This window comes from Streptococcus sp. CL6.22 (assembly GCF_049738055.1).
In the GTDB taxonomy this organism is placed as follows: domain Bacteria; phylum Bacillota; class Bacilli; order Lactobacillales; family Streptococcaceae; genus Streptococcus; species Streptococcus mitis_DJ.
Map to the genome: position 1 here is coordinate 40,341 of NZ_JBKOTV010000008.1, position 25,040 is coordinate 65,380.

30 protein-coding genes and 1 pseudogene are annotated in these 25,040 nt (G+C 41.9%); 28 read left to right on the forward strand and 3 right to left on the reverse strand.

What is annotated here, in order from left to right; translation table 11 throughout:
- Positions 1-234 precede the first annotated feature (234 nt).
- Positions 235-543: pseudogene (locus ACLNCW_RS05205) on the forward strand (hypothetical protein); the annotation flags it as partial.
- 178 nt (positions 544-721) lie between these two features.
- Here ACLNCW_RS05205 and ACLNCW_RS05210 read toward each other — a convergent pair.
- Entirely contained in the window at positions 722-1,078 is a 357-nt protein-coding gene (locus tag ACLNCW_RS05210; protein WP_424845461.1) for a DUF3397 family protein, read from the reverse strand.
- A gap of 91 nt (positions 1,079-1,169) precedes the next feature.
- On the opposite strand from ACLNCW_RS05210, the gene ACLNCW_RS05215 reads away from it, so the two are divergent.
- The 5 genes from ACLNCW_RS05215 to ACLNCW_RS05235 are packed head-to-tail and all read left to right on the forward strand — an operon-like array spanning position 1,170 to position 5,868.
- Complete coding sequence (locus ACLNCW_RS05215) at positions 1,170-2,126, forward strand: TIGR01212 family radical SAM protein (RefSeq protein WP_261104910.1); 957 nt, start codon at positions 1,170-1,172, stop codon at positions 2,124-2,126.
- On the forward strand, positions 2,110-2,667 hold the full coding sequence (locus ACLNCW_RS05220) for a tRNA (mnm(5)s(2)U34)-methyltransferase (RefSeq protein ID WP_247933397.1): 558 nt from the start codon (positions 2,110-2,112) through the stop codon (positions 2,665-2,667). The genes ACLNCW_RS05215 and ACLNCW_RS05220 overlap by 17 nt, the downstream gene beginning before the upstream one ends.
- Positions 2,660-2,914 (forward strand): hypothetical protein, encoded by a 255-nt coding sequence (locus ACLNCW_RS05225; protein WP_004255753.1) that lies wholly within the window; start codon positions 2,660-2,662, stop codon positions 2,912-2,914. Before ACLNCW_RS05220 ends, ACLNCW_RS05225 begins: the two co-directional genes overlap by 8 nt.
- 11 nt (positions 2,915-2,925) lie before the next feature.
- A complete protein-coding gene (locus ACLNCW_RS05230) occupies positions 2,926-4,980 on the forward strand; it encodes a cation:proton antiporter (RefSeq protein WP_424845462.1) in 2,055 nt (684 codons plus the stop codon).
- A gap of 27 nt (positions 4,981-5,007) precedes the next feature.
- The gene (locus ACLNCW_RS05235; protein WP_020902460.1) at positions 5,008-5,868 is read left to right on the forward strand and encodes a YihY/virulence factor BrkB family protein; all 861 of its coding nucleotides are present in this window, start codon (positions 5,008-5,010) and stop codon (positions 5,866-5,868) included.
- A 79-nt stretch (positions 5,869-5,947) separates the two neighbouring features.
- Here ACLNCW_RS05235 and queA read toward each other — a convergent pair whose 3' ends face one another.
- Positions 5,948-6,976, reverse strand: a complete 1,029-nt coding sequence (gene queA, locus ACLNCW_RS05240) for a tRNA preQ1(34) S-adenosylmethionine ribosyltransferase-isomerase QueA (protein ID WP_218493828.1) — start codon at positions 6,974-6,976, stop codon at positions 5,948-5,950.
- A gap of 150 nt (positions 6,977-7,126) precedes the next feature.
- Here queA and ACLNCW_RS05245 point away from each other — a divergent pair, with 150 nt between their 5' ends.
- From ACLNCW_RS05245 to ACLNCW_RS05350, 22 genes are all read left to right on the forward strand, one after another.
- Entirely contained in the window at positions 7,127-7,834 is a 708-nt protein-coding gene (locus tag ACLNCW_RS05245) for a glucosamine-6-phosphate deaminase (RefSeq protein WP_084862480.1), read from the forward strand.
- A 150-nt stretch (positions 7,835-7,984) separates the two neighbouring features.
- A complete protein-coding gene (gene rpsU / locus ACLNCW_RS05250; protein WP_000048054.1) occupies positions 7,985-8,161 on the forward strand; it encodes a 30S ribosomal protein S21 in 177 nt (58 codons plus the stop codon).
- A gap of 282 nt (positions 8,162-8,443) precedes the next feature.
- On the forward strand, positions 8,444-9,379 hold the full coding sequence (hprK, locus tag ACLNCW_RS05255) for an HPr(Ser) kinase/phosphatase (RefSeq protein WP_185757736.1): 936 nt from the start codon (positions 8,444-8,446) through the stop codon (positions 9,377-9,379).
- Positions 9,372-10,160, forward strand: a complete 789-nt coding sequence (gene lgt / locus ACLNCW_RS05260; protein ID WP_247932869.1) for a prolipoprotein diacylglyceryl transferase — start codon at positions 9,372-9,374, stop codon at positions 10,158-10,160. Before hprK ends, lgt begins: the two co-directional genes overlap by 8 nt.
- Entirely contained in the window at positions 10,161-10,544 is a 384-nt protein-coding gene (locus ACLNCW_RS05265) for a DUF948 domain-containing protein (RefSeq protein ID WP_000895044.1), read from the forward strand.
- Positions 10,545-10,559: 15 nt separating this feature from the next.
- Positions 10,560-10,949: a YtxH domain-containing protein gene (locus tag ACLNCW_RS05270; protein ID WP_023946290.1), complete on the forward strand. Its 390-nt coding sequence runs from the start codon at positions 10,560-10,562 to the stop codon at positions 10,947-10,949.
- A gap of 83 nt (positions 10,950-11,032) precedes the next feature.
- Entirely contained in the window at positions 11,033-12,163 is a 1,131-nt protein-coding gene (gene hemW / locus ACLNCW_RS05275; RefSeq protein WP_023946292.1) for a radical SAM family heme chaperone HemW, read from the forward strand.
- A 3-nt stretch (positions 12,164-12,166) separates the two neighbouring features.
- Complete coding sequence (locus ACLNCW_RS05280; RefSeq protein ID WP_424845463.1) at positions 12,167-12,904, forward strand: acyl-ACP thioesterase domain-containing protein; 738 nt, start codon at positions 12,167-12,169, stop codon at positions 12,902-12,904.
- A gap of 8 nt (positions 12,905-12,912) precedes the next feature.
- On the forward strand, positions 12,913-13,686 hold the full coding sequence (locus ACLNCW_RS05285; protein WP_049550717.1) for a TIGR01457 family HAD-type hydrolase: 774 nt from the start codon (positions 12,913-12,915) through the stop codon (positions 13,684-13,686).
- Positions 13,676-14,293 carry a TIGR01906 family membrane protein gene (locus tag ACLNCW_RS05290; RefSeq protein WP_049502185.1) on the forward strand — a complete coding sequence of 206 codons (618 nt, stop codon included), beginning with the start codon at positions 13,676-13,678 and terminating at the stop codon, positions 14,291-14,293. The genes ACLNCW_RS05285 and ACLNCW_RS05290 overlap by 11 nt, the downstream gene beginning before the upstream one ends.
- 212 nt (positions 14,294-14,505) lie before the next feature.
- Positions 14,506-14,907, forward strand: a complete 402-nt coding sequence (locus ACLNCW_RS05295) for a Spx/MgsR family RNA polymerase-binding regulatory protein (protein ID WP_000631254.1) — start codon at positions 14,506-14,508, stop codon at positions 14,905-14,907.
- Positions 14,907-15,185: a UPF0223 family protein gene (locus ACLNCW_RS05300; protein WP_001041977.1), complete on the forward strand. Its 279-nt coding sequence runs from the start codon at positions 14,907-14,909 to the stop codon at positions 15,183-15,185. Before ACLNCW_RS05295 ends, ACLNCW_RS05300 begins: the two co-directional genes overlap by 1 nt.
- Positions 15,175-15,948: an inositol monophosphatase family protein gene (locus tag ACLNCW_RS05305; protein ID WP_020903176.1), complete on the forward strand. Its 774-nt coding sequence runs from the start codon at positions 15,175-15,177 to the stop codon at positions 15,946-15,948. Before ACLNCW_RS05300 ends, ACLNCW_RS05305 begins: the two co-directional genes overlap by 11 nt.
- Complete coding sequence (locus ACLNCW_RS05310; protein WP_424845464.1) at positions 15,949-17,253, forward strand: RsmF rRNA methyltransferase first C-terminal domain-containing protein; 1,305 nt, start codon at positions 15,949-15,951, stop codon at positions 17,251-17,253.
- Positions 17,254-17,294: 41 nt separating this feature from the next.
- Complete coding sequence (locus tag ACLNCW_RS05315) at positions 17,295-17,423, forward strand: hypothetical protein (RefSeq protein ID WP_424845465.1); 129 nt, start codon at positions 17,295-17,297, stop codon at positions 17,421-17,423.
- 50 nt (positions 17,424-17,473) lie between these two features.
- Entirely contained in the window at positions 17,474-18,352 is an 879-nt protein-coding gene (locus ACLNCW_RS05320) for a phosphate ABC transporter substrate-binding protein PstS family protein (RefSeq protein WP_020903179.1), read from the forward strand.
- Positions 18,352-19,269: a phosphate ABC transporter permease subunit PstC gene (pstC, locus tag ACLNCW_RS05325; RefSeq protein ID WP_001070902.1), complete on the forward strand. Its 918-nt coding sequence runs from the start codon at positions 18,352-18,354 to the stop codon at positions 19,267-19,269. Before ACLNCW_RS05320 ends, pstC begins: the two co-directional genes overlap by 1 nt.
- Entirely contained in the window at positions 19,259-20,143 is an 885-nt protein-coding gene (pstA, locus tag ACLNCW_RS05330; protein WP_000543046.1) for a phosphate ABC transporter permease PstA, read from the forward strand. The genes pstC and pstA overlap by 11 nt, the downstream gene beginning before the upstream one ends.
- Before the next feature lie 10 nt (positions 20,144-20,153).
- Positions 20,154-20,957, forward strand: coding sequence for a phosphate ABC transporter ATP-binding protein PstB (gene pstB / locus ACLNCW_RS05335; RefSeq protein WP_000049848.1), 804 nt, complete (start codon positions 20,154-20,156; stop codon positions 20,955-20,957).
- Positions 20,958-20,969: 12 nt separating this feature from the next.
- Positions 20,970-21,728, forward strand: a complete 759-nt coding sequence (pstB, locus tag ACLNCW_RS05340) for a phosphate ABC transporter ATP-binding protein PstB (protein ID WP_000133483.1) — start codon at positions 20,970-20,972, stop codon at positions 21,726-21,728.
- 11 nt (positions 21,729-21,739) lie between these two features.
- A complete protein-coding gene (gene phoU / locus ACLNCW_RS05345; RefSeq protein WP_000946460.1) occupies positions 21,740-22,393 on the forward strand; it encodes a phosphate signaling complex protein PhoU in 654 nt (217 codons plus the stop codon).
- Positions 22,394-22,549: 156 nt separating this feature from the next.
- On the forward strand, positions 22,550-23,365 hold the full coding sequence (locus ACLNCW_RS05350) for an ABC transporter substrate-binding protein (RefSeq protein WP_084947486.1): 816 nt from the start codon (positions 22,550-22,552) through the stop codon (positions 23,363-23,365).
- Positions 23,366-23,491: 126 nt separating this feature from the next.
- Here ACLNCW_RS05350 and ACLNCW_RS05355 read toward each other — a convergent pair whose 3' ends face one another.
- On the reverse strand, positions 23,492-24,763 hold the full coding sequence (locus tag ACLNCW_RS05355; RefSeq protein WP_084947489.1) for a PLP-dependent aminotransferase family protein: 1,272 nt from the start codon (positions 24,761-24,763) through the stop codon (positions 23,492-23,494).
- Positions 24,764-25,040 lie beyond the last annotated feature (277 nt).

Consider the following 25,040-nt stretch of genomic DNA (forward strand, 5'->3'; position numbering starts at 1 on the left):
AATGGTAGCAGTCAACCTACGGAACAAAAACCAGGAGCAAATCCGAATCCAAATATTGTCATTCCAAATCCATCAAATAATGGTGTGACAAGTAACAGTTCAGATTTTAAAAATCATCTATCAGTTGCTCCGAACATTGTGATACAAGCTCCTACTCAGGAAAGCAAAAAACCTGGATGGAACAAGGAAGATGGTAAATGGTATTATCGTCAACAAAATGGGGACTTGGCTAAGGGTTGGGTCAAAGATGGAGATACTTGGTATTACTTTGATCAAACAGGAAAAATGGAAACTGGCTGGATTAAAGATCAATCAGGTGCATGGTATTACTTGAATCAATCAGGTGCAATGTCATCTAATGAGTGGATTTTGGATCAAGATGGTAAGTGGTACTATGTTGATGCATCAGGTTCGATGAAGACAAGTCAATGGTTCCAAGTTGGAGACAAATGGTATTATGTTGATGCAAATGGATCCCTTGCTGTCAATACAGTAACTCCGGATGGTTATCAAGTAAATGAAAACGGTGAGTGGATCGGATAAGATTGATTTGAGGAATGTAACTTTTTCATAAGATTTATTCTGTGCAGTGTTCCCAAGCGAGACAAGTGAAGTCTCGCTTGGAAACGCTCTGCTCAAACGATTTTTAAACAAGAAAAAAGGATTTACCCAAGTCAAAAGGGTTAAATCCTTTATTTTTTATGTCTCATATAAGATTCAGCTAGAGAGCCATCAATTCAACAATCATCTCGATATACATGACAAAGGTTAATAAGAATCCTGCACGCCAGAAGAATTTGATGAATTTAGGATAGTAAAAGCTGCGTTTTTTCAGAAGGAAGAAAAAGACGAGAATAATGGCTAGGAGTGAGAGGGCTAGGCCTAGTCTAGGGAGGAAATTATGGGTAAAGGTTTTAGCTGTGATTAGGTAGTACTCAAATACCAAGACTGGAAAAGCCAAATCCGCAAAGTTTCGTCCTAGTTTTTTTAATCTAAAAAGTTTGGTTATGATAATGCAGACTACTAGAGTCAGTATCAATAATAAAATAGATGCTAATTTCATTAAAATCATACCCATATTGTATCATAAAAAATCGCTAAAGGAAACGAGAAACAGAGGAATTTATAGGAAAGTCAGGCTTTTGAGATTGTGGGTGTTTTTTGTTATAATGAAAGTTATGAAATCTTATAATACCTTGAATGATTATTATCGAAAACTCTTTGGAGAAAAGACTTTTAAAGTCCCTATTGATGCGGGATTTGACTGTCCCAATCGTGATGGAACTGTGGCTCATGGGGGCTGTACTTTTTGTACGGTTTCAGGTTCTGGGGATGCTATCGTAGCACCGGATGCACCTATCCGTGAGCAATTTTATAAGGAAATTGACTTTATGCACCGCAAGTGGCCTGATGTTCAGAAGTATCTGGTTTATTTTCAAAATTTTACCAACACCCATGAAAAGGTGGAAGTCATTCGAGAGCGCTATGAGCAAGCTATCAATGAACCAGGTGTAGTAGGAATCAATATTGGAACGCGCCCAGACTGTTTACCAGACGAAACTATCGAATATTTGGCTGAGTTGTCGGAACGCATGCATGTAACGGTTGAATTGGGCTTGCAGACCACTTATGAAGCAACCTCTGATCTGATTAACCGTGCCCATTCCTATGAATTGTACGTGGAAACGGTCAAGCGTTTGAGAAAGTATCCAAAGATTGAGATTGTTTCTCATTTGATCAACGGACTTCCTGGTGAAACCCATGAGATGATGATTGAAAATGTCCGCCGCTGTGTCACGGATAACGATATTCAAGGGATTAAACTGCACTTGCTTCACCTGATGACCAATACTCGTATGCAACGGGACTACCACGAGGGACGTTTGCAACTGATGAGTCAGGACGAATATGTCAAGGTCATCTGTGACCAACTGGAAATCATTCCCAAGCATATCGTCATCCATCGAATCACAGGAGATGCACCTAGAGATATGCTGATTGGGCCTATGTGGAGCCTCAATAAGTGGGAAGTGCTCAACAGCATTGAGATGGAGATGCGACGTCGTGGAAGTATTCAAGGATGCAAGGCTGTAAAACAGGAGTTTGAAAATGAAAAGACCACTTGAGATGGCACATGATTTTTTGGCTGAGGTAGTGACAAAAGAGGATATCGTAGTGGATGCGACCATGGGTAATGGTCATGACACGATTTTTTTAGCGAAACTAGCTAAGCAAGTCTATGCCTTTGATATTCAGGAGCAAGCCTTGGAAAAGACCCAAGAGCGTTTGGACCAAGCTGGAATGACAAATGCCCAGTTAATCTTGCAAGGTCACGAGACACTGGACCAGTTTGTGACAGAAGCCAAGGCAGGGATTTTTAATCTGGGCTATTTGCCATCAGCTGATAAGTCAGTCATTACCCAACCTCAGACAACGATTGAAGCATTAGAAAAGCTGTGTCATTTGCTTGTCAAAGGTGGACGGATTGCTATCATGATCTATTATGGTCATGAAGGAGGCGACCTAGAGAGGGATGCTGTCTTGGATTTTGTCAGCCAGTTGAACCAACAAGAGTACACAGCTGCCATTTACCGAACCCTGAACCAAGTCAACAACCCACCGTTTTTAGTGATGATTGAAAAATTAGAGAGATATAGACATGGATAAACAATACCTACGTGAAAAGCTGGATGCCATGCGCCAGAATTTTGTTGAATCAACCCAACACGAACGAGCGGTGGGTGTGTTAGACCAAGCACACATGAGCAAAAAAATGCTTAAAATCAAGAAAAAATTAGTTGCTCTTGAGATGGAACGGTGCCAGAGAAAAATTGAGCACAAAGACTGTTCCAAGATTGACCAAAAAATCAAAGAGCAGAAGGAGATATTTGAATCCTGTTGTAAAAAAGATTAAGGAGGACGTGCGTGGAATTACTGATTTACCTCATCCTGTTTTTACTGGTCTTGATTGTTTCAAGCACAACCAATAAGCTCCTGCCCTTTTTGCCTCTACCTTTGGTGCAAATTCTTTTGGGAATTGTGATTGGTCTCTTTTTACCCAATACCGACTTTCACCTCAATACAGAGTTGTTTTTGGCACTGGTTATTGGGCCCTTGCTTTTTCGAGAGTCGGAAGAAGCGGACATTACAGCTATTTTAAAACACTGGCGAATCATTGTTTATCTCATATTTCCAGTGATTTTCATCTCGACCCTGAGTTTGGGTGGTTTGGCCCATCTTCTTTGGCTGGGTCTTCCCTTGGCAGCTTGCTTGGCTGTTGGGGCGGCACTTGGCCCAACGGACTTGGTAGCCTTTGCCTCTCTTTCGGAGCGCTTTAGCTTTCCTAAGCGCGTGTCCAATATCCTCAAGGGTGAGGGTCTTTTGAATGATGCTTCGGGATTGGTGGCCTTTCAGGTAGCTTTGACAGCTTGGACAACAGGAGCCCTTTCCCTTGGGCAAGCGAGTAGTTCGCTCATCTTTTCAATCCTAGGCGGTTTTTTAATTGGATTTGTAACAGCCATGACCAACCGTTTCCTCCATAGCTTCTTGCTAAGTGTGAGAGCAACGGATATTGCTAGTGAGCTTTTATTAGAATTGAGTTTGCCTCTGGTGACTTTCTTTCTGGCAGAAGAAGTACACGTTTCTGGGATTATTGCCGTTGTAGTTGCTGGGATTTTAAAGGCAAGCCGTTTTAAGAAAATTACGCTCCTTGAAGCCCAGGTGGATACGGTGACCGAGACGGTCTGGCATACAGTGAATTTTATGCTAAACGGTTCTGTCTTTGTGATTTTAGGGATGGAGTTGGAAATGATAGCAGAACCTATCTTGACCAATCCAATCTATAATCCCTTACTTTTATTGGTATCTCTTATAGCCCTTACCTTTGTCCTCTTTGCCATTCGTTTTGTCATGATTTATAGCTATTATGCCTATAGGACTAGACGTCTCAAGAAAAAACTGAATAAGTATATGAAGGACATGCTTCTTTTGACTTTCTCAGGTGTTAAGGGAACCGTGTCGATTGCTACGATCCTTCTGATACCAAGTAATCTAGAACAGGAGTATCCTCTCTTGCTTTTCCTTGTCGCAGGTGTGACGCTTGTAAGCTTTTTAACAGGCCTCGTAGTCTTGCCTCATCTTTCTGATGAACAGGAAGAAAGTAAGGACTATCTCATGCATATTGGCATTTTGAATGAAGTAACGATAGAGTTGGAAAAAGAGTTGGAAGATACCAGAAATAAGCTCCCCCTCTATGCAGCCATTGACAATTACCATGGACGAATAGAGAATCTTATCTTGAGTCAAGAAAATAAGGGGGCTCAAGAAGACTGGGAGGCCTTGAAACTTCTTATCCTCAGTATTGAAAGTGATGGTTTAGAACAGGCTTACGAAGAAGGCAAGATGAGTGAGCGTGCTTATCGAGTCTACCAACGTTACTTGAAAAACATGGAGCAAAGTATCAATCGTAAGTTTGCTTCACGTTTGACCTATTATTTCCTTGTTTCCTTGCGGATTTTACGTTTTCTCCTTCACGAAGTCTTTACCTTTGGCAAGACCTTCCGCAGTTGGAAAAATGAAGAATCACAGAAACTCAGAGCCCTTGACTATGATCAAATTGCAGAGCTCTATCTAGAAAATACAGAGATGATTATCGAAAGTCTGGAGAACCTAAAAGGGGTTTATAAGAGTTCTTTGATCAGTTTCATGCAGGATTCTCGTCTCAGAGAAACAGCTATTATCACCAGTGGTGCCTTTGTCGAACGGGTTATCAATCGTGTCAAACCCAACAATATCGATGAAATGCTGAGAGGCTATTATCTGGAGCGCAAGTTGATTTTCGAATACGAAGAAAAACGATTGATTACGACCAAGTATGCCAAGAAGTTACGACAAAATGTAAATAACCTAGAGAACTATTCCTTGAAGGAAGCTGCCAATACCCTGCCTTATGATATGATGGAATTGGTAAGAAGAAATTAATCAAGATTATAAGTGAAGGAGTATGATATGAAGAAGTGGTGGAAAGAGCTGATAGATAAGCCCTTATTAAAAGCTTTTTTGCATTATTATCAAGCATCAGATAGTGAGTTAACCAGTGTCGCAGTAGCCTACTATTGGTTGATTTCGATTTTTCCCCTGCTTTTGGTGGTAGTTAATATCCTCCCATATTTTCAGATTCCAGTTTCTAATTTTTTAAAGGTTGTCAATGAATTCTTGCCGGATACCATGTATGATGTGGTCGCAAAGATCATTACAGAAGTGCTGACCCAACCGTCAACGGGTTTATTGAGTTTTGCGGTTTTGTCAGCCCTCTGGACCTTTTCAAAATCTATGAATTTCCTGCAGAAAGCCTTTAATAAAGCTTACGGAGTATCAAAAAATCGTGGAATGATTTCCCATCAACTCATGAGTTTGTTTGTCAGTTTTGGCTTGCAGATTCTCTTTGCTTTAGCTCTGTTTTTGAGTGTCTTTGGCCGTATGCTCCTCAACCTTGTCAAAAGCTATTGGAAATCGGATAGTCCTCTTTTTGATTATCTGCAAGACCTAACAGGCCCTTTGGTCTATGCCTTGATTTTTGCCATCCTGGTCATGCTCTACTATTTTCTACCCAATGTTAAGGTGCGAAGGATTCGCTCTGTATTGCCAGGTAGTGCCTTTGTCTTGTTGACCCTGGTCTTACTACTCAATATCTTTTCAGTCTATGTTAACAATTATGTCAATCACCTAGTGGACGTGCGTTTTTTCAGTTCCGTCGTCGTGGTGGTCATGATGTTCTGGTTTATTCTCATCGCTAAGATTTTGATTATCGGCGCGGTGATCAATGCCAGTGTCCAGAGCTTGAAAGATACGAGCTTTAGAATAAATTAACTCATTTTTTATCCATTACAAAACGCATACTATCAGGCTTTATAAAACCTTGATAATATGCGTTTTTTGATTATATAAATTAATAGATAAACATGGCATCGCCAAAACTGAAGAAGCGGTAGTGTTCTTGAATGGCATGGTGATAAGCGTCTAAGACTAATTCACGGCCGGCAAAGGCAGAAACCAACATGACCAGAGTTGATTTTGGCAGGTGGAAGTTGGTTGAGAAGGCATCTACAACCTTCCATTCATAGCCAGGTTTGATAAAGATATTGGTCCAGCCAGAATCTGCTTGGATTTTCCCATCAAACTTGGAACCAATAGTTTCCAAGGTGCGGATAGAAGTGGTTCCGACAGCGATGACACGGCCTCCATTTTCCTTGACAGATCGAAGGGTGGCAGCAGCTTCCTCAGAAAGTTGGTAGAATTCTGAGTGCATTTCGTGTTCGTCCAGATTGTCAACTGAAACGGGTCTAAAGGTTCCGAGTCCGACATGAAGAGTCAGATAGACTAGATGAACACCCTTAGCTTGGATTTCTGCCAGCAGTTCTTTGGTGAAGTGTAGTCCAGCAGTTGGTGCTGCAGCAGAGCCACTTTCCTTGGCGTAAACGGTTTGATAGCGTTCACGGTCATCCAATTTTTCATGGATATAAGGTGGTAATGGCATTTCTCCTAGACTTTCCAAAACTTCTAGGAAAATTCCTTGGTATTCAAAGCGGACAATGCGGCCCCCGTGAGTCAATTCTTCCGTAACGACAGCGCTGAGGCGACCATCACCAAAGCTGACACGAGTACCAACCTTGAGGCGTTTGGCAGGTTTAGCAAGAACTTCCCACTCATCTCCACTAGTATTTTTAAGAAGGAGAAGTTCCACATGGCCTCCAGTTTCTTCCTTTTGACCATAGAGGCGGGCAGGGAGAACGCGGGTGTCATTCATAACGAGGGCATCACCAGGTTCCAGCATATCAATAATAGAGTGGAAGTGTTTATCCTGCATTTCTCCTGTCTCACGGTTGACGATGAGGAGTTTAGAGGCATCCCGTTTTTCAAGGGGTGTTTGGGCAATCAATTCCTCCGGCAAGTGGAAGTCAAAATCAGCTGTATTCATATATCTGTTCATTCTTTCTAAGTTCTAATCCTATCCATTATAACATGTTTCAAGTATAGTCGCTCTTTTTTTAGAAATTAAATCGTTTTCACTTGACAGAAATTGGTCTATACCATATAATAAATATAGATTAAAATGGAGGATGAAAAGATGAAAGTCATTAAAGTTGAAAACCAAATCGAAGGTGGAAAAGTTGCTTTTGAGATTTTAAAGGAAAAATTGGCCAATGGAGCTCAAACTCTAGGACTTGCGACAGGAAGTAGCCCACTTGAATTTTACAAGGAAATTGTTGAAAGTGACCTTGATTTTTCAAATCTAACCAGTGTCAACCTTGATGAGTATGTAGGCCTTGATGGTGACAACCCACAGTCTTACCGTTATTTTATGCAAGAAAACTTGTTTAACCAAAAACCATTTAAAGAAAGTTTCTTGCCTCGTGGGATTAAGGACAATGCTGAGACAGAAGTTGAACGCTACAACCAAATTTTGGCTGACCATCCAGTTGACCTCCAAATCTTGGGAATCGGTCGCAATGGACATATCGGATTTAATGAGCCTGGTACTCCATTTGACAGTCAAACGCATCTAGTAGAACTTGACAAGTCGACTATCGAAGCCAATGCGCGCTTCTTTGACAAGATTGAAGACGTCCCAACCCAAGCTATTTCAATGGGGATTAAAAACATCTTGGATGCTAAGTCTATTATTCTTTTTGCTTACGGTGAATCAAAAGCAGAAGCCATTGCCGGAACAGTGTCTGGCCCAGTGACTGAGAATCTACCAGCAAGTAGCCTGCAAAATCACCCTGATGTGACCATCATCGCAGATGCTGAAGCGCTCAGCTTACTTGAGAAATAAAAAAGCGACCACCTTCAGTTTTTCTATTTAATGCTTCCAAGACCTGTATAAACGGCAGAAAAAATCAAAATTAAACCGCATTTTTTCTTGACAATTATTACTTTTACGTGTAAAATAGAATAGATCTTGAACTTGAAGGGAGTGAAAAAAATGTCTAAAACAGTAGTACGTAAGAATGAATCTCTTGACGACGCACTTCGTCGTTTCAAACGTGCGGTTACTAAAGCTGGTACTCTTCAAGAAACACGCAAACGTGAATTCTATGAAAAACCTTCTGTAAAACGTAAACGTAAATCAGAAGCAGCTCGTAAACGTAAAAAATTCTAATTAGAAATGAAAGGCTGGAGAAATCTAGTCCTTTTTCTTTTAATACTCTTCGAAAATCAAATTCAAACCACGTCAACGTCGCCTTGGATTATATATGTGACTGACTTCGTCAGTCTTATCTACAACCTCAAAACGGTGTTTTGAGCAACCTGCGACTAGTTTCCTAGTTTGCTCTTTGATTTTCATTGAGTATAAATAAATACTTCAAAACCTGCAAAAATCTGAAATATCCTCCTACAATTTGATATAATAGAGAGAAGAACTCATTTGAAGGAGGAAATGATGTCGGTTTTAGTAAAAGAAGTGATTGAAAAGCTTAGACTAGACATTGTCTATGGCGAACCAGAATTACTTGAAAAGGAAATTAATACCGCGGACATTACGCGACCTGGTCTTGAAATGACGGGCTATTTTGACTATTATACGCCTGAGCGGATTCAACTTTTGGGAATGAAGGAGTGGTCCTATCTCGTTTCGATGTCCTCTCACAACCGTTACCAAGTCTTGAAAAAAATGTTTCTACCTGAGACACCTGCGGTTATTGTTGCTCGTGGTTTGGTGGTTCCTGAGGAGATGCTAAAGGCAGCTAGAGAATGTAAGATTGCTATTTTAACTAGCCGTACGGCGACCAGTCGATTGTCTGGAGAGTTATCTAGTTATCTGGATTCACGTTTGGCAGAACGTACCAGTGTGCACGGTGTCTTGATGGATATCTATGGTATGGGTGTCTTGATTCAGGGCGATAGTGGCATCGGTAAGAGTGAGACCGGTCTTGAGCTTGTCAAACGTGGTCACCGCTTGGTAGCTGATGACCGGGTCGATATCTTTGCTAAGGATGAGATTACTCTTTGGGGTGAACCGGCTGAAATCTTGAGACACTTGATTGAAATTCGTGGGGTCGGTATTATCGATGTTATGAGTCTCTACGGTGCCAGTGCCGTCAAGGATTCTTCACAAGTCCAGTTGGCTGTTTACTTGGAAAATTACGATACGCATAAGACTTTTGACCGTCTTGGAAACAATGCAGAGGAAATTGAAATTTCTGGTGTATCTATTCCGCGTATCCGCATCCCGGTTAAAACAGGTCGTAATATCTCTGTTGTGATTGAGGCTGCTGCCATGAATTATCGTGCCAAGGAAATGGGCTTTGATGCGACTCGTTTGTTCGAAGAACGTTTGACAAACCTCATTGCTCAAAACGAGGTGCCTAATGCTTGATCCAATTGCTATTCATCTAGGCCCTCTAGCTATTCGTTGGTATGCCTTGTGTATTGTAACAGGCTTGATTCTTGCGGTTTATTTGACCATGAAAGAAGCGCCTAGAAAGAAGATTATACCAGACGATATTTTAGATTTCATCTTGATAGCCTTTCCATTGGCTATTTTAGGAGCTCGTCTCTATTATGTTGTTTTCCGTTTTGATTACTATAGTCAGAATTTGGGAGAAATTTTTGCCATTTGGAATGGTGGTTTGGCCATTTACGGTGGTTTGATAACTGGTGCCCTTGTGCTCTATATCTTTGCTGATCGCAAACTCATCAATACTTGGGATTTTCTAGACATTGCGGCGCCAAGCGTCATGATTGCCCAAAGTTTGGGTCGCTGGGGCAATTTCTTTAACCAAGAAGCCTATGGTGCAGCAGTGGATAATCTGGATTATCTACCTGGCTTTATCCGTGACCAGATGTATATTGAAGGGAGCTACCGTCAGCCGACCTTCCTTTATGAGTCTCTTTGGAATCTACTTGGCTTTGCCTTGATTTTGATATTGAGACGAAAATGGAAGAGTCTCAGACGAGGTCATATCACTGCCTTTTACTTGATTTGGTATGGTTTCGGTCGTATGGTCATCGAAGGCATGCGAACAGATAGCCTCATGTTCTTTGGCCTTCGAGTGTCTCAATGGCTATCAGTTGTTCTTATCGGACTGGGTATTTTTATCGTTCTATATCAAAATCGAAAGAAGGCCCCTTACTATATTTCAGAGGAGGAAAACTAAATGTTAGAAGTTGCATATATTCTTGTAGCCCTTGCTTTGATTGTATTTTTAGTGTATTTAATCATTACTGTACAAAAGCTTGGACGTGTTATCGATGAAACAGAGAAGACGATTAAAACCTTGACTTCAGATGTGGATGTGACCTTGCATCATACCAATGAATTGCTGGCTAAGGTCAATGTCTTGGCAGATGATATCAATGTCAAGGTGGCAACGATTGATCCACTCTTTAGTGCAGTGGCAGATTTATCTCTATCTGTTTCAGACCTCAATGACCATGCGCGTGTCTTGAGCAAGAAAGCTTCTTCAGCTGGTTCAAAAACACTTAAGACTGGTGCAAGTTTGTCAGCTCTTCGTGTAGCAAGTAAATTTTTCAAAAAATAAAAAAGGAGAATTCTTATGGGTAAACTATCCTCAATCCTTTTAGGAACCGTTTCAGGTGCAGCTCTCGCCTTGTTTTTAACAAGCGACAAGGGCAAACAAGTTTGCAGTCAGGCTCAAGATTTTCTAGATGATTTGAGAGAAGATCCTGAGTATGCCAAGGAGCAGGTCTGTGGAAAACTGACAGAAGTCAAGGAGCAGGCTACAGATTTTGTTCTTAAAACCAAAGAACAGGTTGAGTCAGGTGAAATCACTGTGGACAGTGTCCTTGCTCAAGCCAAATCATGTGCTCGTCAAGCGACAGAAGCATCAAAAGATCGATTCAATAATCTCAAGGAGCAATGGCAAGAAAAGGCTGAAACTCTTGATGAATCAGAAGAGATTGTTATTGACATAACAGAAGAATAAACCATCACCATCTCTGGACGGACTATGTATCTGGGGATGGTGATTTTTTTCTCGTAGCCTGTCTTTGTGGTATAATAATTACTATGCAGAAAAAACCAACGTCAGCCTATGTGCACATCCCATTTTGTACCCAGATTTGTTATTACTGTGACTTTTCAAAAGTTTTTATCAAGAATCAGCCGGTAGATAGTTATTTGGAGCATTTGCTGGAAGAGTTTCGTTCTTATGACATTCAAAAGTTACGAACCCTTTACATCGGTGGTGGGACGCCAACGGCTTTGTCAGCACCGCAATTAGAGGTGCTCTTAAATGGCTTGACTAAAAATCTAGATTTGTCAGTCTTGGAAGAGTTGACCATTGAGGCCAACCCAGGCGATTTGGATGCAGATAAGATAGCTGTTTTGAAAAACTCGGCTGTCAATCGTGTTTCGCTAGGTGTGCAAACTTTTGATAACAAAATGCTGAAAAAGATTGGGCGCAGTCATTTGGAGAAGGACATTTATGAAAATATCGACCGCCTGAAACTGGCTGGTTTTGACAATATCTCTATTGACTTGATTTATGCACTGCCTGGTCAGACTATGGAGCAAGTTAAGGACAATGTGGCTAAGGCCATTGGGCTGGATATTCCCCATATGAGTTTGTATAGTTTGATTTTGGAAAATCATACGGTCTTTATGAACCGTATGCGACGAGGGAAATTGCCTCTGCCTAAGGAGGAACTTGAGGCTGAGATGTTTGAGTATATCATCGCAGAGCTGGAGCGAGCTGGTTTTGAACATTATGAGATTTCTAATTTCTCAAAGCCTGGTTTTGAAAGTCGCCACAATCTCATGTACTGGGACAATGCTGAATACTATGGCATCGGTGCTGGGGCCTCTGGTTATGTAAATGGAGTACGCTATAAAAATCATGGTCCCATTCGTCATTATCTTAATGCAGTTGAGGAAGGCAATGCTCGCATCACAGAAGAGCACCTGAGTCAAAAAGAGCAAATGGAAGAAGAAATGTTCTTGGGACTCCGCAAGAAATCAGGGGTTTCCATGGCGCGATTTGAGGAAAAATTTGGACGGTCTTTCGATGGACTTTATGGAGAAATTGTCAGAGAATTGGTTCAACAAGGTCTCATGCAAATAGATGGTGACCGAGTTCGTATGACAAAAAGAGGTCTCTTTTTAGGAGACACCGTAGCAGAACGATTTATTTTGGAGTAGATGATGGGCTTAACTTATCGAATGAAAATGAAAATTCCTTTTGATATGGCTGATATGAACGGTCATATCAAGCTTCCAGATGTGATTTTGCTATCCCTTCAAGTTTCAGGGATGCAGTCGATTGAGTTAGGAGTTAGTGATAAGGCCATTTTGGAAGAGCATAATCTGGTCTGGATTATCACAGAATACGATATTGAGGTGGTTCGTTTGCCTCGTTTTGCGGAAGAAATTACCATCGAAACGGAAGCTTTGAGCTACAATCGACTCTTTTGCTATCGCCGTTTCACTATCTATGATGAAGCAGGTCAAGAAATCATTCGCATGTTGGCGACCTTTGTTCTCATGGATCGAGATAGTCGAAAAGTCCATGCTGTCGAACCTGATATTGTGGCTCCTTACCAGTCTGATTTTGATAAAAAACTTATCCGCGGACCAAAGTATGAGTCCTTGGAAGAACCAATCAGCAAGGATTACCATGTTCGTTTTTACGACTTGGATATGAATGGCCATGTCAACAACAGTAAATACTTGGACTGGATTTTTGAGGTCATGGGAGCGGATTTTTTGACCCACTATATTCCCAAGAAAATCAATCTCAAGTATGTCAAGGAAGTTCGACCAGGTGGGGTGATTACATCGGCTGTTGAACGGACTGGACTGGAGAGCAAACATGAGATTACAAGCGACGGTGCTACCAATGCCCAAGCTATCATTACTTGGCAAGAAATGAAGAAGGATTAGAGAAAAATATGAAATATAAAGGCTATTTAATTGATTTAGACGGAACGATTTATAAGGGGAAGGATCGAATTCCAGCAGGAGAAGCTTTTGTCCATGAATTGCAAAAGCGGGATATCCCCTATCTCTTTGTGACCAACAATACAACCCGCACTCCAGAGAGTGTTCAAGAGATGTTGGCTCAGAATTTTAATATCGATACGCCCCTATCGACTGTCTACACAGCTACTTTGGCGACTATCGACTATATGAACGACTTGGGGCTTGAAAAGACGGTATATGTTATCGGAGAATCAGGTCTCAAGGAAGCCATCAAGGCGGCTGGTTATGTGGAAGACAAGGATAATCCAGCCTATGTGGTAGTAGGTCTGGACTGGCAAGTTGATTATGAAAAATTTGCGACAGCAACTCTTGCTATCCAAAAGGGAGCTCATTTTATCGGAACCAACCCTGACCTCAACATCCCGACAGAGCGCGGTCTTTTGCCAGGTGCTGGTTCACTGATTACCCTTCTTGAAGTGGCAACACGAGTAAAGCCTGTTTATATTGGAAAACCAAATGCTATCATTATGGACAAGGCGGTTGAGCACTTAGGTTTGGAACGTGAAGAATTAATCATGGTTGGGGATAACTACTTAACAGATATCCGAGCAGGGATTGACAATGGCATTCCAACGCTCTTGGTGACAACAGGTTTTACCAAGGCAGAAGAAGTGGCAGACCTGCCAATCGCACCGACTCATGTGGTTTCTAGCCTTGCGGAGTGGAACTTTGATGAAAACTAAACTGACCTTTTGGAGCTCTATGCTCTTTCTCCTCTCCTTCTCAATTCTTTTGACCATTTATTTGGCTTGGATTTTTTATCCTTTGGAGATTGAGTGGCTGAACTTGACGGATCGAGTTTATCTAAAACCAGAAACCATTCAATATAACTTTCATATCTTGATGGATTACCTGACCAATCCTTTTAGTCAGGTCTTGCAGATGCCAGATTTTCGTTCGTCAGCAGCTGGTCTGCACCATTTTGCGGTGGTCAAGAACCTCTTTCACCTAGTTCAGCTAGTAGCTCTAGTGACACTGCCAAGTTTCTATGTCTTTGTCAAAGGGATTGTGAAAAAGGGCTTTTTATCTCTATTTAGTAAAGGGCTTTTGGCTCTAGTAGTCTTACCTGTGATGATTGGGCTTGGGGGAGTTTTGATTGGTTTTGACCAATTCTTTACCCTTTTCCATCAAATTCTCTTTGTGGGAGATGATACCTGGCTTTTTGACCCAGCCAAGGATCCAGTTATTTTAATTTTACCAGAGACCTTCTTCCTACATGCCTTCCTCCTCTTTTTTGCCCTCTATGAAAGCTTCTTTGGTTTTCTATACCTGAAAAGCCGTAGGAAGTGAAACGAAAGATATTCTTATTTTGCATAAATCAATTAGGTATGTGATTCGAAACTATTGTCAAGAATGAATTAACCAAATCCAAAATGTATCAATCGTTCGCAAACAGTCTATTTTTCTTGAAAAAATAGGCTTTTTTTTCTAAAAATCTCTAGTCAAGCGCTTTATTTTTTTGTATAATAGAACTAGCAAAGTATAGATAAGAAGAGAAAAGCATGATTACACTATTTCTATCACCGAGCTGTACTTCATGTCGTAAGGCGAAGGCCTGGTTAGAAAAACATAAGGTGCCCTTTGAGGAGCACAATATTATGACCAGTCCTTTAACGAGAAAAGAATTGCAACACATTCTTTCCTTGACCGAAAATGGTACTGATGACATCATTTCAACTCGTTCAAAAATTTTTCAAAAATTAGATATTGATGTAGAAAGTATTTCGGTATCAGAATTGCTTCATTTGATTGAGCAGTATCCTAGTCTTTTGCGTCGTCCAATTATTATCGATGCCAAACGTATGCAAATCGGTTTTAATGAAGATGAGATTCGTGCTTTTCTCCCTCGTAGTTACCGTAAGCAAGAACTAAAAGAAGCAAGAATGAGAGCTGGTATTAGTTAATGAACAAACAGTATAGTTACCCACTAGATTTGTCGTGGAGCACTGAAGAACTTGCTTCAGTGCTTTCTTTTTTTAATGATGTTGAAGCTGCCTATGAAGGCAAGGTAGAGGCTAAAAAGTTACTGGACTCCTATAAGGGATTCAAAGCGGTCGTGCCAAGCAAGAGCGAAGAAAAACGTTTGGGACGAGAATTTGAAACAGTTAGTGGCTATTCGCTTTATCGAGCAGTTCAGACTGCCAAGGAAAAAGGGGAAGGGAAGATTTCTCTTGGAAAGTAAATTTGAATTTGCTAAAGAGCTTGTCAATAAGGCGGGTCAGTACATTCTTGACCATATGCAGGAAGACTTGTGTGTTGAAACCAAGTCCTCTCCAACAGATTTGGTGACCAGACTGGACAAGGAAGTTCAGGAACTCTTGGTTAGTGAGATTTTGTCTCGTTATCCTGAGGATAAGATTTGTGCTGAAGAAGGTTGTCTGCGAGCTTCGGTTCAAGAGGGCAAGGTTTGGGTCATTGATCCAATTGATGGTACAAATAATTTTGTAGCCCAGCAGGAAGATTTTGCTGTTATGATGGCTTATTTTGAAAATGGTCAGGGACAGTTTGGCCTGATTTATGATGTGGTCAAGGGGGATTGTTATCACGGTGGTGGAGCCTTTCCAGTTTGTCTAAATGATCAGCCCCTAGCTCCCTTTAAAGCAAAACCACTTGGAGATTTTCTCATTGCAGGGAATAGTGGTATGCTGGAAACCAATGAATGGGGCTTGGCTGATTTGGGTCGAGCTGTCCTAGGTGTACGTGTCTATGGGAGTGCGGCCATTAGTTTTGCCAAGATTTTGTCAGGGCATTTGTTGACCTATGTCACTTATCTGCAACCATGGGATTATGCTGCTGCTAGTATTTTAGGGGAAAGTCTGGGCTATCGGGTTGTGACCCTATCTGGTCAACCGCTTGATTTTCAAACCAGACAACCGGTCATGATGCTACCTCTTGAGATTCAGGAGGAAATTCAGTCCTATATTTACGAAAGGAAAAGAACTTAGATGCAATTTCCAGAAGGATTTGTTGAAAAATATGAAGAGATACTAGGAGATGAGGCAAGAGATTTTCTTGCCTCTTTTGAGGAGGAAGCGGTTTCTGCCTTTCGGGTCAATCCTTTAAAAGAAGCGCCAGCTTCCTTTTCTGATCCCATTCCTCAAACTCCTTGGGGCCACTATGGTAAGGTTTCAGGGAAATCGCCTGAGCATGCTACTGGTTTGGTTTATTCGCAAGAACCTGCTGCCCAGATGGTTGCTCAGGTAGCCCAGCCCAGTCCTGGTATGAAGGTCTTGGATCTGGCTGCTGCACCGGGTGGTAAATCAACTCAATTAGCAGCCTATCTAGCAGGGGAGGGTCTTCTCGTTTCCAATGAAATTTCAAGCAAACGGGCTAAGATTTTAGTAGAAAACATGGAGCGCTTTGGAGCGACAAATGTCGTAGTGACCAATGAATCTGCTGACCGCTTGGCCAAGGTTTTTAAGGGCTATTTTGACCTCATTGTCCTTGATGCCCCTTGCTCAGGGGAAGGGATGTTCCGTAAGCAACCAGATGCTATGGACTATTGGAGCTTAGATTATCCGAGTCAATGCGCTAGCTTGCAAAGAGGAATTCTAGCAGATGCAGTGACCATGCTAGCTGAAGGTGGTCGTCTGGTTTATTCAACCTGTACCTGGGCACCCGAGGAAAACGAAGAAATTGTCAATTGGCTACTGGAAGAGTATGATTTTGATTTGCTGCCAGTAGAGCATATCAATGGAATGGTAGCTGGTATTGACTTGCCAGAAACGGCTCGGATGTACCCTCATCATTTTAAGGGAGAGGGGCAGTTTGTAGCTCATCTACAGTTTAAGGGTGAAAATCCAACACCTAAATGTAAGACGAGTAAGAGCAATCTCAGCCGAGAACAAGTTGCCTTGTGGCAGGAATTTGCCCAAAAACATTTGAAGGTCAATCTACCGGGTATCTTGCAGACTTTTGGAGACCAACTCTATCTTCTGCCCGAATTCTTGCCAGATATAGGGAAACTCAAGATTGCTCGGAATGGCCTGCATCTGGGCACTTTTAAGAAGAAACGTTTTGAACCTAGTTTTGCTCTTGGTCTAGCCTTGAAACCGAGTCAGGTCAAGCAGTCGGTTGAAATTGACCAAGAAGCGTTTGTAAAGTATGTCGCTGGAGAAACCGTTCAGCTGGCGGAAAGTCTGCCAAATGGTTGGTACCAAGTTTTGGTTCAAGGAAATGGTTTGGGCTTTGCTAAGGTGACTGGAAATGTTTTGAAAAATTATTTTCCAAAAGGCCTTAGATTCAAGTGAAAATGCTAGTCAAAGTAGCTTGTCTATGTTATAGTGGAAGTATGGATTTTTTTCAAATTGTCTTTCATTTTAAGTCAAAATTGGTGGAAAAGGTAACTGAGCAAATGACTAGTAAAACCAAGCTAGCAACTTCAGTTGGCTCCCAATTTTCAAAAGAAAAACATAAATAAATAGTTGAAAAAATTCACAGCATTCACCATTATTTTCAAGGAGAAAAACAGTGAAAAAAAGGAAAAAACTCGCTCTATCCCTTGCAGCTCTTTTGCTGGCAGGTTCTTTGGCGGGATGTGCTAGCTGGATTGATCGTGGAGAATCCATGACAGCTGTTGGCTCAACGGCTCTTCAGCCTTTGGTCGAAGCAGCAGCAGATGAATTTGGTTCTATGCACGTTGGAAAAACAGTTAATGTCCAAGGTGGTGGATCTGGTACAGGTCTGTCTCAGGTTCAGTCTGGAGCTGTTGATGTAGGAAATTCAGACGTATTTGCCGAGGAAAAAGACGGTATCAACGCATCCGCTCTAGTGGACCATAAGGTTGCTGTAGCGGGCTTGGCAGTTATTGTGAACAAGGAAGTTGACGTTGAAAATCTGACAACTGAACAACTCCGTAGCATCTTCACAGGTCAAGTGACCAACTGGAAAGAGGTAGGTGGGAAAGACCTAGCCATTTCTATTATCAACCGTGCGGCAAGTTCAGGTTCACGTGCAACCTTTGATAGTGTTATCATGGATGGTCAATCGGCCGTGCAGAGTCAAGAACAGGATTCAAATGGGATGGTCAAAAACATTGTTTCCCAGACACCAGGAGCCATTTCTTACCTAGCCTTTGCCTATGTGGATGACTCGGTGAAACGCATGAAGTTGAACGGCTATGAGCCGATTGCAGAAAATGTTACAAGCAATAACTGGCCTTTGTGGTCTTATGAACACATGTACACCCTAGGTCAACCAAATGAATTGGTGGCAGAATTCCTCAACTTTGTCCTCTCTGATGAAGCGCAAAGTGGAATCGTTAAGGGAATGGGCTATATTTCTGTCAAGGAAATGAAGGTTGAAAAAGATGCTGTAGGAACGGTGACAGCACTAGAAGGGAGTCACTAATGAATCAAGAAGAATTAGCTAAAAAATTACTTTCTCCCTCAAAGAACTCTCGTCTAGAGAAATTAGGAAAAGGCTTGACCTTTGCCTGTCTGTCTTTGATTGTTATCATCGTGGCTATGATTTTGATTTTCGTAGCCCAAAAAGGTTTGTCTACCTTCTTTGTAAATGGGGTTAATATCTTTGATTTCCTCTTTGGCCAAACTTGGAATCCTTCAGGTAAACAATTTGGTGCCCTTCCTATGATTTTGGGTTCCTTTATTGTCACAATCCTATCAGCACTTATCGCAACTCCTTTTGCCATTGGTGCGGCAGTCTTTATGACGGAGGTCTCACCAAAAGGTGCTAGAATCTTGCAACCAGCCATTGAATTGCTGGTCGGGATTCCTTCAGTTGTGTATGGATTTATTGGTTTGCAGGTCGTAGTTCCTTTTGTCCGTAGTATCTTTGGTGGAACTGGTTTTGGGATTCTGTCAGGGATTTTTGTTCTCTTTGTCATGATTTTACCGACGGTAACCTTTATGACAACCGATAGCTTGCGTGCGGTGCCTCGTCATTATCGTGAAGCTAGTTTGGCTATGGGGGCCACTCGCTGGCAAACCATCTGGCGCGTGACCTTGAAGGCGGCGCGTTCAGGGATTTTTACAGCAGTGGTCTTTGGGATGGCGCGTGCCTTTGGTGAGGCCTTGGCCATTCAGATGGTCGTCGGAAACTCAGCCGTTGTCCCAACTTCATTGACAACACCTGCTGCAACCTTGACCTCTGTCTTGACCATGGGTATCGGAAATACTGTTATGGGAACTGTTGACAATAACGTTCTCTGGTCACTAGCCTTAGTCTTGCTTTTGATGAGTTTGGCCTTCAACAGTGTGATTAAATTGATTACGAAAGAAAGAGGAAAGAAAAACTATGCACGCTAAGAAATTAGATAAAATTGCAACAGCTGTCCTCTACTCAATTGCAGGAATTATCGTTGCTATCTTGGCATCCTTGATTCTCTATATCTTGGTTCGTGGTTTGCCCCACATCTCTTGGTCTTTCTTGACTGGCAAATCATCTTCTTACCAAGCAGGCGGAGGGATTGGAATTCAGCTCTATAATTCCTTTTTCCTTCTGGTTATTACCTTGATTATTTCTGTGCCCTTGTCTATGGGAGCTGGGATTTTCCTAGCTGAATATGCTAAAAAAGGTCCTGTGACCAATTTTGTCAGAACCTGTATTGAAATCTTGTCTTCACTGCCATCAGTGGTTGTAGGTCTCTTTGGTTACTTGATCTTTGTAGTTCAGTTTGAGTATGGATTTTCAATCATTTCAGGTGCCTTGGCCTTGACAGTCTTTAATCTGCCTCAGATGACTCGTAATGTTGAGGACAGTTTGAAACACGTTCACCATACGCAACGTGAGGCTGGTCTGGCTCTTGGGATTTCTCGTTGGGAGACTGTGGTCCATGTGGTCATTCCAGAAGCCCTTCCAGGTATTGTGACTGGGGTCGTCTTAGCTTCTGGTCGTATTTTTGGTGAGGCTGCGGCTCTTATCTATACAGCAGGACAATCCGCTCCAGCCCTTGACTGGTCTAACTGGAATATTCTCAGTGTGACCAGCCCAATCTCTATCTTCCGTCAAGCAGAAACCTTGGCTGTCCACATCTGGAAAGTCAATAGTGAAGGCACTATTCCTGATGGAACTATCGTATCAGCAGGTTCTGCAGCCGTGCTCCTCATCTTTATCCTCATTTTTAACTTTGGAGCCCGTAAACTCGGAAGCTACCTACATAAGAAATTAACCGCTGCCTAAAGGAGAAGCCATGTCAAAATATAATTGGGATGAAAAGCATATCATCACCTTTCCTGAAGAGAAAGTGGCCCTCTCTACTAAGGATTTACATGTTTACTACGGTAAAAATGAATCTATTAAGGGCATCGATATGCAATTTGAAAAGAATAAAATTACTGCCTTAATTGGCCCTTCTGGTTCAGGGAAATCAACCTACCTCCGCAGTCTCAACCGTATGAATGATACCATTGATATTGCCAAGGTAACAGGTCAAATTCTCTATCAAGGGATTGATGTCAACCGCCCAGAAATCAATGTTTATGAGATGCGTAAGCATATTGGAATGGTCTTCCAACGACCAAATCCCTTTGCCAAGTCTATCTACCGTAACATCACTTTTGCCCATGAACGTGCAGGAGTTAAGGACAAGCAAGTCTTGGATGAAATTGTGGAAACCTCTCTCCGTCAGGCTGCCCTTTGGGACCAGGTCAAGGACGATTTGCACAAGTCTGCCTTGACCCTATCAGGTGGTCAGCAGCAACGTCTCTGTATCGCTCGTGCTATCTCTGTTAAACCAGATATCCTCTTGATGGATGAGCCGGCGTCAGCCTTGGATCCGATTGCGACAGCCCAGCTGGAAGAAACCATGTTGGAATTGAAGAAAGACTTCACCATCATCATCGTGACCCACAGTATGCAGCAGGCTGCGCGTGCTAGTGATTACACAGGATTTTTCTACTTGGGTGACTTGATAGAGTACGATAAGACCTCTAATATTTTCCAAAATGCTAAACTACAGTCAACCAATGACTACGTAACAGGACACTTTGGATAGAAAGGAAACAGTATGACAGAAGCGATTTTACAGGTATCAGACCTGTCCGTTTACTACAATCAAAAAAAGGCCTTGAATAGTGTTTCCCTATCTTTCCAACCTAAGGAAATTACAGCCTTAATTGGTCCATCTGGATCAGGGAAGTCAACTCTTCTCAAGGCTATCAACCGTATGGGGGATCTCAATCCAGAGGTAACCACAACTGGTTCAGTAGTTTACAACGGCCACAACATTTACAGTCCGCGTACAGATACAGTTGAATTGCGGAAGGAAATCGGGATGGTTTTCCAACAACCAAACCCCTTCCCTATGTCTATCTACGAAAACGTTGTTTATGGGCTTCGTATCAATGGAGTGAAGGACAAGCAAGTTCTGGATGAAGCAGTAGAAAAAGCCTTGCAACGAGCTTCCATCTGGGATGAGGTCAAGGATCGCCTACATGATTCAGCTATCGGGCTTTCAGGTGGACAACAGCAACGTGTTTGTGTTGCCCGTGTCTTGGCAACCAGTCCTAAAATCATTCTCTTGGATGAACCGACTTCAGCTCTGGACCCTATCTCGGCTGGTAAGATTGAGGAAACCTTGTATGCTCTAAAAGATAAATACACCATGCTCTTGGTTACGCGTTCCATGCAACAAGCCTCTCGTATCTCTGACAAGACAGGATTTTTCCTAGATGGAGATTTGATTGAGTTTAACGATACTAAGAAGATGTTCCTCAACCCACAACACAAGGAAACAGAAGATTATATTTCAGGAAAATTTGGATAAGGAGATAAATGATGTTACGTTCTCAATTTGAAGAAGATTTGGAGAAATTGCACAACCAGTTCTATGCAATGGGACAAGAAGTGCTATCCCAAATCAATCGGACAGTGCGTGCCTTTGTTACGCATGACCGTGATTTGGCCAAGGAAGTCATCGAAGACGATGCAGAAGTGAACGAATACGAAGTGAAATTGGAAAAGAAATCATTTGAAATGATTGCCCTTCAACAACCCGTTTCTCAGGACTTGCGTACTGTTTTGACAGTCTTGAAGGCTGTATCAGACTTGGAACGTATGGGGGACCATGCTGTTTCCATTGCAAGAGCAGCCATTCGTATGAAGGGGGAGCAACGTATCCCAGCTGTTGAAGAAGAAATCAAGAGAATGGGTCGCGATGTCAAGAACTTCGTTGAAGCAGCCCTAGAACTCTATCTGAATGGTTCAGTAGACCAGGCCTATGAAGTAGCAGCAATGGATGAAAAAATCAACCATTACTTTGATAGCATTCGTGACTTGGCTACAGAAGAAATTAAGAAAAATCCAGATGCTATCGTTACAGGACGTGATTACTTCCAAGTGATTGCCTTCTTAGAACGTATTGGAGACTATGCTAAAAATATCTGTGAATGGGTTGTTTACTTTGAAACAGGTAAGATTGTCGAACTATAAATAGGTTTATTCTGTATAAAAAGGAGCTTGAAATCAACTGATAGCTCCTTTTATTGAATTAAAAAAATTTTTTTAAGATAAAAATTCAAAAAACACTTGACAAGCACCTTGGATAGCGTTATAATTATACAAAATTAACAGAGAGGTTGTTTATTTATGAAATCAAAAAAATGGATATTTGTTTTATGTAGTTTTCTTGCAAGTTTCTTCTTAGTAGCTTGCCAGTCAGGTTCGAATGGTTCTCAGTCAGCTGTTGAAGCCATTAAGCAAAAGGGGAAATTGGTAGTAGCGACCAGTCCTGACTATGCACCTTTTGAATTTCAATCTTTAGTTGATGGGAAAAATCAGGTAGTCGGTGCGGATATTGACATGGCTCAGGCTATTGCTGATGAACTTGGGGTTAAGTTGGAAATCTCAAGCATGAGTTTTGATAATGTCTTGACTAGTCTTCAAACTGGTAAGGCCGACCTAGCAGTTGCAGGAATTAGCGCTACTGACGAGAGAAAAGAAGTCTTTGATTTTTCAATCCCTTACTATGAAAACAAGATTAGTTTCTTGGTTCGTAAGGCTGATGTAGAAAAATACAAGGATGTAACTAGCCTGGAAAGTGCTAATATTGCAGCCCAAAAAGGAACTGTTCCAGAATCAATGGTCAAGGAACAATTGCCAAAAGCTCAATTGACTTCCCTAACTAATATGGGTGAAGCTGTCAATGAATTACAGGCTGGAAAAGTAGATGCTGTTCACATGGATGAGCCTGTTGCCCTTAGCTATGCTGCTAAAAATGCAGACCTAGCTGTCGCAACTGTCAGCTTGAAGATGAAGGACGGCGAAGCCAATGCAGTTGCCCTTAGAAAAAATAGTGCTGATTTAAAAGAAGTGGTGGACAAGGTCATCCAAAAACTCAAGGATGACGGTACCTACCAAAAATATCTTGAAAAAGCGGCAACCTTAACAGAAGTTGAAGAATAATACTCAATGAAAATCAAAGAGCAAACTAGGAAGCTAGCCGCAAGCTGTACTTGAGTACGGTAAGGCGACGCTGACGTGGTTTGAATTTGATTTTCGAAGAGTATAAGAAAAAAGCAGAGTTGGAAGTCAATCCAATTCTGCTTTTAAATAGTTTAAAACCTTTTCCAGATTTTCTAAGGATACCTTGGCAAATTGATAAGGGCAGGCATCCAAGTAAGCCTCCTCAAAGAAATCCAATTTCAGCTGACTGTGTTTTAGGCTGGCGATTTTAGGATACTGTCTGAGATCGAGCAATAAACCATCGTGTAGGGGATAATGAGGAAGGGGACAAGGTGTTTTAGTTAAGCTTTCCTCAAGTTGTTTTTGGTAGTCTTCCTGATTGGATAAGCGAGCTAGACGGTTTTTCTCAAACAATTGACTGTCGATATAGAGTGACAGGGCTTTTTGCATGATGAGGTTGCTATCGTAGTCTAGGATATTTTTGTAGGCCACAAAGGCTTCTTTGATAGCATTTGGCAGAATGAGTGCCGTAATCCGCAGGGCTGGAAAGAGGCTGGTTGAGAAGGACTTGATATAAATGACGCGCTCCTCTGTATCCAGATAGTGGAAGGTCTGGCCCTTTTTAGAGTCCAAATCCCCCAGATAGTCGTCCTCTACGATATAAACACCATACTTGGCAGCTAAGTCAAGAATAGCTCGTTTTTCCTGCTCTGAATAGGAATGCCCCAGAGGATAGTGAAAACGAGGAATGGTATAGAAAAACTTAATTTTTCCAGTCTTGAAGTGGCCTTCCAGCTCTTCCAAGTCAATCCCATCAATGCCTCGTTCAATCGTTTGATAGTCCAGACCTTGAGCAATCAAGAGGCGATTCATCCGATGGTAGGTCGGCTGTTCCACCAAGATTTCCTTGGCTTGGCTAGGAAAGGATATTTGAGAAAGAATAAACAAGGCTTGTTGGGTTCCAGAAGTCAGTACCAGTTGGTCAGCCTTGCAGTAGAGGGCTTGGTCAAAGAGGAGTTTATGAATGGATTGTCTTAAGTCTTCTAATCCTTCTTGGTTATCATAGTAGTTGAAGAGGTAGTTTTCCCGGCCAATCAAGGTTTCATTGACACAGAGTCGGAAATCGTCATAGGCACTGGCATGTTCGTCAGTGACTTCGATTTCTAGATCCTGGTGTTGCCCTTGTTCTAGGACATAGTAGCCACTCTGGGGCTTGGCATAGAGGTATTGTTCGTGCCGTAATTCCAGAAGGGCTCTCTGAATGGTGTCCTTGCTACAGTGAAAGTCAAGGCTCAGTTGACGGATAGAAGGCAGGCGGCTACCCGTTGGAAAGCGTCCAGACTCGATACTATTTTTCAGATAAGCTACGACCTCTTGGTACTTGCTTTGTTTCTTCATTCCAGACCTCCCTTGATTTTGTTACATTGTACCTTTTTTTTTCTTTCTTGGCAATGTCTAGTGTGATTCTCTCGTTCACATCTAGGGGCAAATGTGGTATACTTAGGAGTAAGATTTATAGAATAATACTCTTCGAAAATCTCTTCAAACTACGTCAGCTTCGCCTTGCTGTAGATATATGCAACTGACTTCGTCAGTCTTATCTACAACTTCAAAGCAGTGCTTTGAGCAACCTGCGGCTCGCTTCCTAGTTTGCTTTTTGATTTTCATTGAGTAT